The organism is Pseudomonas sp. NPDC088885 (genome assembly GCF_044750025.1).
GTDB lineage: Bacteria > Pseudomonadota > Gammaproteobacteria > Pseudomonadales > Pseudomonadaceae > Aquipseudomonas > Aquipseudomonas rustica.
On the sequence record NZ_JBIVJB010000135.1, the window covers coordinates 1 to 8,551 of the forward strand.

10 protein-coding genes are annotated in these 8,551 nt (G+C 58.5%); 1 reads left to right on the top strand and 9 read right to left on the bottom strand.

Features of this window, described 5'->3' with window-relative positions; genetic code table 11:
- The 4 genes from ACIP1X_RS26515 to trmJ all read right to left on the bottom strand — a co-directional run.
- Positions 1-882: aminotransferase class V-fold PLP-dependent enzyme (locus ACIP1X_RS26515; RefSeq protein ID WP_400755757.1), on the bottom strand; the 882-nt coding region annotated here is incomplete at its 3' end.
- 47 nt (positions 883-929) lie between these two features.
- Entirely contained in the window at positions 930-1,421 is a 492-nt protein-coding gene (gene iscR / locus ACIP1X_RS26520) for a Fe-S cluster assembly transcriptional regulator IscR (RefSeq protein WP_003227911.1), read from the bottom strand.
- Positions 1,422-1,658: 237 nt separating this feature from the next.
- A complete protein-coding gene (gene cysE, locus ACIP1X_RS26525) occupies positions 1,659-2,435 on the bottom strand; it encodes a serine O-acetyltransferase (protein WP_026000547.1) in 777 nt (258 codons plus the stop codon).
- Between the two features lie 3 nt (positions 2,436-2,438).
- Entirely contained in the window at positions 2,439-3,209 is a 771-nt protein-coding gene (trmJ, locus tag ACIP1X_RS26530; protein ID WP_400755758.1) for a tRNA (cytosine(32)/uridine(32)-2'-O)-methyltransferase TrmJ, read from the bottom strand.
- A 145-nt stretch (positions 3,210-3,354) separates the two neighbouring features.
- Between trmJ and suhB the strand changes: the two genes are divergently transcribed.
- Complete coding sequence (suhB, locus tag ACIP1X_RS26535; protein ID WP_400755759.1) at positions 3,355-4,173, top strand: inositol-phosphate phosphatase; 819 nt, start codon at positions 3,355-3,357, stop codon at positions 4,171-4,173.
- A 257-nt stretch (positions 4,174-4,430) separates the two neighbouring features.
- On the opposite strand, the gene ACIP1X_RS26540 is transcribed toward suhB, so the two are convergent.
- The 5 genes from ACIP1X_RS26540 to ACIP1X_RS26560 form a co-directional block, all read right to left on the bottom strand.
- Positions 4,431-4,979 (bottom strand): glycine zipper 2TM domain-containing protein, encoded by a 549-nt coding sequence (locus ACIP1X_RS26540; RefSeq protein WP_053123539.1) that lies wholly within the window; start codon positions 4,977-4,979, stop codon positions 4,431-4,433.
- A gap of 120 nt (positions 4,980-5,099) precedes the next feature.
- Positions 5,100-6,014 (bottom strand): protein translocase subunit SecF, encoded by a 915-nt coding sequence (gene secF, locus ACIP1X_RS26545; RefSeq protein WP_053123541.1) that lies wholly within the window; start codon positions 6,012-6,014, stop codon positions 5,100-5,102.
- Positions 6,015-6,023: 9 nt separating this feature from the next.
- Entirely contained in the window at positions 6,024-7,892 is a 1,869-nt protein-coding gene (gene secD / locus ACIP1X_RS26550; protein ID WP_400755760.1) for a protein translocase subunit SecD, read from the bottom strand.
- A gap of 65 nt (positions 7,893-7,957) precedes the next feature.
- Positions 7,958-8,296, bottom strand: coding sequence for a preprotein translocase subunit YajC (yajC, locus tag ACIP1X_RS26555; protein WP_003227923.1), 339 nt, complete (start codon positions 8,294-8,296; stop codon positions 7,958-7,960).
- Positions 8,297-8,339: 43 nt separating this feature from the next.
- Positions 8,340-8,551: tRNA-guanine transglycosylase (locus tag ACIP1X_RS26560; protein WP_400755761.1), on the bottom strand; the 212-nt coding region annotated here is incomplete at its 5' end.

The window sequence follows — 8,551 nt, forward strand, 5'->3', positions numbered from 1 at the left end:
GGTCAGGCTGCCGTTGACGTACAGCTCTTCCAGATGCTCGACCTGCTTGTAGAAGCGGTCGCTCAACGCTTTGATACGGACGTTTTCAGCAGCCATGTCTTCTTTGGCCACACGGAACGCTTCGCCCATGCCGACGATCTGGTGAGTCGCCAGGGTGCCGGAACGCATGCCACGCTCGTGACCGCCACCGTGCATGGTCGCTTCGATGCGCACACGCGGCTTGCGGCTGACGTACAGCGCACCGATGCCTTTAGGGCCGTAGGTTTTGTGGGCGGAGAACGACATCATGTCGACTTTCAGCTTCTGCAGGTCGATCTCGACCTTGCCAGTGGACTGAGCGGCGTCGACGTGGAACAGAATGCCCTTGGCGCGGAGCATTTCGCCGATCGCGGCGATGTCGTTAACGGTGCCGATTTCGTTGTTCACGTGCATCACGGAGACCAGAATGGTGTCTTCGCGCAGTGCCGCTTCAATCATCGCCGGGGTGATCAGACCGTCTTCAGTTGGCTCGAGGTAGGTCACTTCGAAACCTTCACGCTCCAGTTGGCGCATGGTGTCGAGGACAGCCTTGTGCTCAATCTTCGAGGTGATCAGGTGTTTGCCCTTGGAACCATAGAAATGTGCCGCACCCTTGATTGCCAGGTTGTCGGACTCAGTGGCACCGGAGGTCCATACGATTTCGCGCGGATCGGCGTTGACCAGATCGGCCACCTGACGACGGGCGTTTTCGACGGACTCTTCAGCTTTCCAGCCGAATACGTGGGAACGGGACGCCGGGTTACCGAAGTTTCCGTCAACCAGCAGGCATTCACTCATTTTTTGCGCAACGCGCGGATCGACCGGGGTGGTCGCAGAGTAATCAAGGTAAATCGGCAATTTCATGGACTATCTCCTAAATCAGGGCTGGCGTACCGCTAGCTCTTCGGCTGTCATTCGACGGCGGACGCTTCAATCTTGTCCAGGCGTGGCGCCTTGCTGTTGCAACGACGCTGGTCCTGACGCTGGGCTACTTCTTGCACCTCACGGCGAGTTACAAGATCAGCCAAGCTGATACCACTTAGAAATTCGTGAATCTGCAGGCTCAAATCGCACCACAGATGGTGAGTCAGACACGTATCGCCGGAATGGCAATCGCCCTGGCCCTGGCATTTGGTGGCATCAACCGATTCGTTTACCGCATCGATCACCTGGGCGACCTGGATGCCCTGCATGTCGCGGGACAACTGGTAGCCACCACCCGGGCCGCGAACACTGGAAACCAGGTTGCTGCGGCGCAGCTTGGCGAACAGCTGTTCGAGGTAGGACAGGGAGATGCCTTGGCGCTCGGAGATATCGGCCAGGGACACGGGCCCGTGCTGCGCGTGCAACGCCAGGTCAAGCATGGCGGTCACGGCGTATCGGCCTTTTGTAGTCAGTCGCATGGACAGTTACCACGGAGTTCAGAATGGGGCGAGTATGCAATTCCCGAGTATTTAAGTCAACTTTAAGACCTAGTACTTTAGTCAGGATTACCCGCAAAAGAGCGCGCGCATCATAGCAAAGGCTGGCGGCATGCAGCCAGCGGTACCGCGTTATCGTTCTTCGCGAGCAGGCTCGCTCCCACATTGGAATGCAATCCTCTGTGGGAGCGAGCCTGCTCGCGAAGAAAGCGCCGCGGTTTAACTGGCCTGGCTCTGATCCTTGTCCTTCACGCAGGCGAAGTCTTCCTCGCGCAGCTCAGGCAGATCTTTCGCACAGTAATTGCTGCCCAGATCCTTCAGCGCGCCGCACATCCCTTCCAGCCGCCCATCCACCGCTTGCAGGTGATCGAGCAACTGACCGATGGCGCGCGCCACCGGGTCGGGCATGTCTTCGCTGACGCCATAGGCATCAAAACCGATCTTCTCGGCCATGGCCTTGCGCTTGGCGTCCTGCTCTTCGTCGGATTTGACGATGATCCGCCCCGGAATTCCCACTACCGTGGCGCCCGGCGGCACTTCTTTAGTCACAACAGCATTAGAGCCGACCTTGGCACCGGCGCCGACGGTGAACGGGCCAAGCACCTTGGCGCCCGCACCCACCACAACACCGTCACCCAGTGTCGGGTGGCGCTTGCCTTTGTTCCAACTGGTGCCACCGAGGGTCACGCCCTGATAAATGGTCACGTCATCGCCAATCTCGGCGGTTTCACCAATGACGATGCCCATGCCGTGGTCGATAAAGAAGCGTCGACCGACTTTGGCGCCCGGATGAATTTCGATCCCGGTCAGCCAGCGACCGAAGTTCGACACCAGCCGCGCCAGCCATTTCAGCTCGTTACGCCACAGCATGCCGGCCAGTCGATGGATCCAGATTGCATGCATGCCGGGGTAGCAGGTCAGAACTTCAAAAGCGTTACGCGCCGCCGGGTCTCGATGGAACACGCTCTGGATATCTTCACGCAAACGCTCAAACATCATTTAGTCCTTCCGCTTTAGAAGCTCACCACTGGCCGCTTTTTGGGTTTCCGTGAGGATGCCACGCAAAATATTCATTTCCGCCCGGCTGACCGAGCTGCGTCCGTACAACCGGCGCAGGCGCGCCATCAAGTGCCGCGGCTTTTCCGGATCGAGAAATTCGATAGCGACCAGCGTCTGCTCCAGATGCTCATAAAAGCGCTCCAGCTCATCCATGGTCGCCAGCTCGGCGCTTTTCACCGAGGCCACTTCTTCTTTCTCGATCTTGCTCGGCTGACCTTGTGCAGCCAGCCAGGCCATGCGCACTTCATAGCTCAACACCTGCACCGCCGCCCCAAGGTTCAGCGAACTGAACTCAGGATCGGAGGGGATGTGCACGTGAAAGTGACATCGCTGCAGCTCGTCATTGGTCAGGCCGGAGTCTTCGCGACCGAACACCAAGGCGATTTCGGCGCCCTGCCCGGCTTCCTCGACCACTTTGGTGCCGCATTCGCGCGGATCCAGCAGCGGCCAGGGAATACGGCGATCTCGGGCGCTGGTGCCGAGCACCAGATTGCAGCCGACCAACGCGTCTTCCAGGGTGGCGACGACTTGCGCATTTTCAAGGATGTCACCGGCACCGGAGGCGCGAGCATCGGCCTCGTGGTGCGGAAACAGGCGCGGTTCGACCAGCACCAGTCGCGACAGACCCATGTTTTTCATGGCGCGCGCGGCCCCGCCTATGTTGCCGGGGTGGCTGGTATTGACCAGGACAACACGAATGTTCTGCAGCAAGGGAGGCGCTCTCGGACACAGGAAAGGGGTGCAAATCTTACAGAACAGCCTACCGTTAAGCTATGAAAGCGAACAGCGTCCTTCACCTGAAGAAAAGTTCTGATAGAATGCGCGGCTTTCTTTAACAACCTTAGGTGACACATCCATGCAGCCCATGCTGAATATCGCGCTGCGCGCCGCACGCACAGCCAGTGAACTGATCTTCCGCTCCATCGAGCGCCTGGATACCATCAAGGTCGACGAAAAAGACGCCAAGGATTATGTATCCGAGGTCGATCGCGCCGCTGAACAGAAAATCATCGACGCGCTGCGCAAGGCTTACCCGAACCACTCCATCCGCGGTGAAGAGACTGGCATGCACGCCGGTACCGGCATCGAAGGCGAAGAGTACCTGTGGATCATCGATCCGCTGGACGGCACCACCAACTTCCTGCGCGGCATTCCTCACTTCGCTGTCAGCATTGCCTGTAAGTACCGTGGTCGCCTGGAACACGCAGTGGTTCTGGACCCGGTTCGTCAGGAAGAATTCACCGCCAGCCGTGGTCGCGGCGCTCAACTGAACGGTCGTCGTCTGCGCGTCAGCGGTCGCACCAGCCTCGACGGCGCCCTGCTCGGCACGGGCTTCCCGTTCCGTGACGATCAAATGGACAACCTGGAAAACTATCTGGGCATGTTCCGCGCTCTGGTTGGCCAGACTGCCGGCATCCGCCGCGCCGGTTCGGCGAGCCTGGATCTGGCTTACGTGGCTGCCGGTCGTTTCGATGCGTTCTGGGAATCGGGTCTGTCCGAGTGGGACATGGCTGCAGGCGCCCTGCTGATTCAAGAAGCTGGCGGCCTGGTGAGCGACTTCACCGGCGGTCACGATTTCCTTGAAAAAGGCCACATCGTTGCCGGCAACACCAAATGCTTCAAGGCAGTTCTGACGGCGATCCAGCCGCACCTGCCGGCTTCGCTGAAGCGCTAAGCGTTACGCGAAACGAAAAAAAGCGCCCTTCGGGGTGCTTTTTTTATGCCCAGTGATTTGCTGGCGACCCTACGGACGGCTTCGCGCGCAAACCCCGTAGGAGCAAAGCTTGCTCGCGAAGAGGCCGGCACATCCAACATATTTATCGACTGTACAAATGTCTTCGCGGGCAAGCCTTGCTCCTACAAGGGCAACCCCCAAATCGCGGGCACAAAAAAAGCACCCCGCAGGGTGCTTCTTTCTAAACGATCGGCCTGTTACTGGCCCGGCTCGTTCTGCGACAGAATCAACTTACCTTCCTTGTCGACCGGAATCTGGTTGCCCGGATCACGATCCATGCGCACTTTGCCTTCCTTGCCATCCAGCGAATAACGCACGTCATAACCAACGACCTTGTCGCTGATGTCATTCACTGTGTTGCAGCGGGTTTGCGTGGTGGTGTAGGTATCGCGATTCTGCATACCTTCCTGCACCTTGTTACCGGCATAACCGCCACCGACTGCGCCAGCGACCGTGGCAATTTTCTTGCCGGTGCCGCCGCCGATCTGGTTACCCAACAGACCACCTGCCAGTGCACCGACTACCGTACCGGCAATCTGATGCTGATCTTTTACAGGCGCCTGGCGAGTGACCGTTACATCCTTGCACACTTCACGTGGTGTCTTGATCTGTGTCTTGACCGGCTCAACGGCCAAAACCTGCGCATACTCAGGGCCGCTTTTAACCAGGCTGTAGGTGGCAACAGCACCCCCGGCAGTGACACCGACAGCACCCAATACCGCACCAACCAGCAACGACTTGTTCACATGAACCTCCTGACCATCACATGCGGGACGCGCCCGCGCTTCTCCCAGCCTTGGAGCATAAAAAAAGGCGCGAGTTCAACTCGCGCCTTTTTTGGCTGACAACCGGGAAAACGCTACGCGTTATGGACGGTCGTCGACTTCCTTCTCAGTGTTTGCAGGAGGAATCAGGTCTTCTGTGCTCAGGTTCAGCCAGATCAGCACCACGTTGGCGATGTAGATCGACGAGTAAGTACCCGCCAATACACCAATGAACAGTGCGATGGAGAAACCGAACAGGTTATCGCCACCGAAGAACAGCAGTGCCGCGATCGCCAGCAACGTCGAGATCGAGGTCGCCATGGTGCGCAGCAGGGTTTGCGTGGTCGAGATGTTGATGTTCTCGATCAGCGTCGCCTTGCGCAGGACACGGAAGTTCTCACGCACCCGGTCGAATACGACGATGGTGTCGTTCAACGAGTAACCAATGATCGCCAGTACCGCCGCCAGTACCGTCAGGTCGAAAGTGATCTGGAAGAACGACAGGATACCGATGGTCACGATCACGTCGTGGATCAACGAAACAATAGCGCCGACCGCGAACTTCCACTGAAAGCGGAAAGCCAGGTAGATCAGGATGCCACCGAGCGCCAGCAGCATGCCGAGGCCGCCCTGGTCGCGCAGCTCTTCACCGACCTGCGGGCCAACGAACTCGACGCGCTTGACCGTCGCCGGGTTATCGCCGCCGAGCTTCTGCAGCGCTTGCGCGACCTGATGGCCCAGCTGCGGGTCTTCGCCCGGCATACGCACCAGCAAATCGGTAGTCGCACCGAAGCTCTGCACGATGGCTTCGTGGTAACCGGAAGTTACCAGCTCCTCACGCACCTTGGTGACGTCGGCCGGACGCTCGTAGGTCAGCTCGATGAGCGTACCGCCGGTGAAGTCCAGGCCCCAGTTCATGCCCTTGGTAGCGACACTGAACAAGGCCAGCAAGGTGAGGAATACTGTGACGCCGAACGCGAAGTTGCGAACGCCCATGAAGTTGATTGTACGTAACATGGCAGCCCCTTAAATCCACAACTTCTTGAAGTCACGTCCGCCAAAGATCAGGTTGACCATTGCGCGGGTCACCATGATGGCCGTGAACATCGAGGTAAAGATCCCGAGGGACATGGTCACTGCGAAACCTTTGACCGGGCCGGTGCCCATGGCAAAGAGAATCCCGCCGACCAACAGAGTTGTCAGGTTGGCGTCGAGAATCGCGGTGAATGCCCGGCCGAAGCCTTCGTTGATTGCACGCTGCACAGTCATGCCGGCGGCGATCTCTTCACGGATCCGCGAGAAGATCAGCACGTTGGCGTCGACCGCCATACCCATGGTCAGCACGATACCGGCGATACCTGGCAGGGTCAGTGTTGCCCCCAGCAGCGACATCAAGGCCAGCAGCAACACCATGTTCACTGCCAGTGCGACAGTCGCGATGATGCCGAAGAAGCGGTAGATGGCGATGATGAACAGCGACACGAACAGCATGCCCCACAGCGACGCATCGATACCTTTGGTGATGTTGTCAGCACCCAGGCTCGGGCCGATTGTGCGCTCTTCAGCGAAGTACATCGGTGCAGCCAGACCACCGGCACGCAGCAGCAGCGCCAGCTCGGACGACTCGCCCTGACCGTTCAGGCCAGTGATGCGGAACTGAGCACCCAGCGGCGACTGAATGGTCGCCAGGCTGATGATCTTCTTCTCTTCTTTAAACGTTTGCACCGCGACGTCTTTTTCGACGCCGTCGACCATCTGCTTGACGTAGGTGGTCACCGGACGCTGCTCGATGAAGATCACCGCCATGCTGCGACCGACGTTCGAACGGGTTGCGCGGCTCATCAGCTCGCCACCGTGACCATCCAGACGGATGTTCACTTCAGGCGTGCCGTGCTCGCCGAAACCGGCCTTGGCGTCGGTCACCTGGTCACCGGTGATGATCAGACCACGTTCGATCTGCGCAGCGGGACGATTGCCTTCACGGAACTCGAAAGTCTCGGAAGTGGCTTTCGAAGCACCCGGCTCTGCAGCCAGACGGAACTCAAGGTTGGCCGTCTTGCCGAGAATACGCTTGGCTTCGGCAGTGTCCTGCACGCCTGGCAGCTCAACCACGATGCGGTTGGCGCCCTGACGCTGGACGATCGGTTCGGCAACACCCAGCTCGTTGACGCGGTTACGTACCGTGGTCAAGTTCTGCTTGATGGAGGATTCACGGATTTCCGCCAGCTTGGCCGGGGTCATCGCCAGACGCAGTACCGGCTGACCGTTGAGGTCGGCCGGAACAATGTCGAAATCGTTGAAGTTCTTGCGGATCAGCGCACGGGCCTGTTCGCGGGAGTCTTCATCACTGAAGCCCAACTGAATGGCGCCATTGAGTTGCGGCAGGCTGCGATAACGCAGTTTCTCTTTGCGCAGCAGGCTCTTGACGTCGCCTTCGTAGACTTTCAGGCGTGCATCGAGGGCTTTGTCCATATCCACTTCCAGCAGGAAGTGCACACCACCGGACAAGTCCAGACCCAGCTTCATCGGGTGCGCGCCCAGATTGCGCAGCCATTGCGGGGTGGTCTGTGCCAGGTTCAGCGCGACGACGTAGTCATCACCCAATGCCTTGCGCACAACGTCTTTGGCCGGCAGCTGATCTTCAGCCTTGGTCAGACGGATCAGACCGCCCTTGCCGTTTGCCGCCAGTGTGGCTGCCTTGACGTTGATCCCGGATTCCTTGAGCGCAGTGCTCACGCGATCCAGATCAGCCTGATTGACTTGCAGCGCAGTGCTTGCACCGCTGACCTGAATGGCCGGGTCATCAGGATAAAGATTGGGAGCGGAATAAATCAGACCGACCGCCAGCACCGCCAGGATCAGAATGTATTTCCACAGAGGGTATTTGTTCAGCATCACGCCGCCCGTTATGAACGCGGGGCGCCTTGCGCGCCCCGTCGATTGAGTAGAAGTTGTTACCTTTAGATCGCTTTCAGCGTGCCTTTTGGCAGCGTGGCGGCGATGGCGCCTTTCTGGAATTTCATTTCGACGGTGTCGGAAACTTCCAGAACCACGAAGTCATCGGCAACTTTGGTGATCTTGCCGGCGATGCCGCCAGTGGTCACAACTTCGTCGCCCTTCGCAAGGCTGCTCAGCAGGTTCTTCTGCTCTTTGGCGCGCTTGGCCTGTGGACGCCAGATCATCAGGTAGAAGATGACCAGGAAACCGACCAGGAAAATCCACTCGAAACCGCCGCCCATTGGGCCGGCAGCAGCCGGTGCAGCCGCGTCAGCCATGGCGTTAGAGATAAAAAAGCTCATTTAGCACTCCAGTTGCAAATGTTGAATCTTGGGGTCAGAAAACTCAGTCCAAAGGCGGAACGGGGAGCCCGCGTTTGGCGTAGAAGGCATCGACAAAGGCGGCCAATGTACCCTGTTGAATAGCCTCGCGCAAACCAGCCATCAGCACCTGATAATGGATCAAGTTATGGATGTTATTGAGCATGCTTCCCAGCATTTCGCCGCACTTGTCCAGGTGATGCAGATAAGCGCGGGAGAAGTTCTGGAAGGTATAGC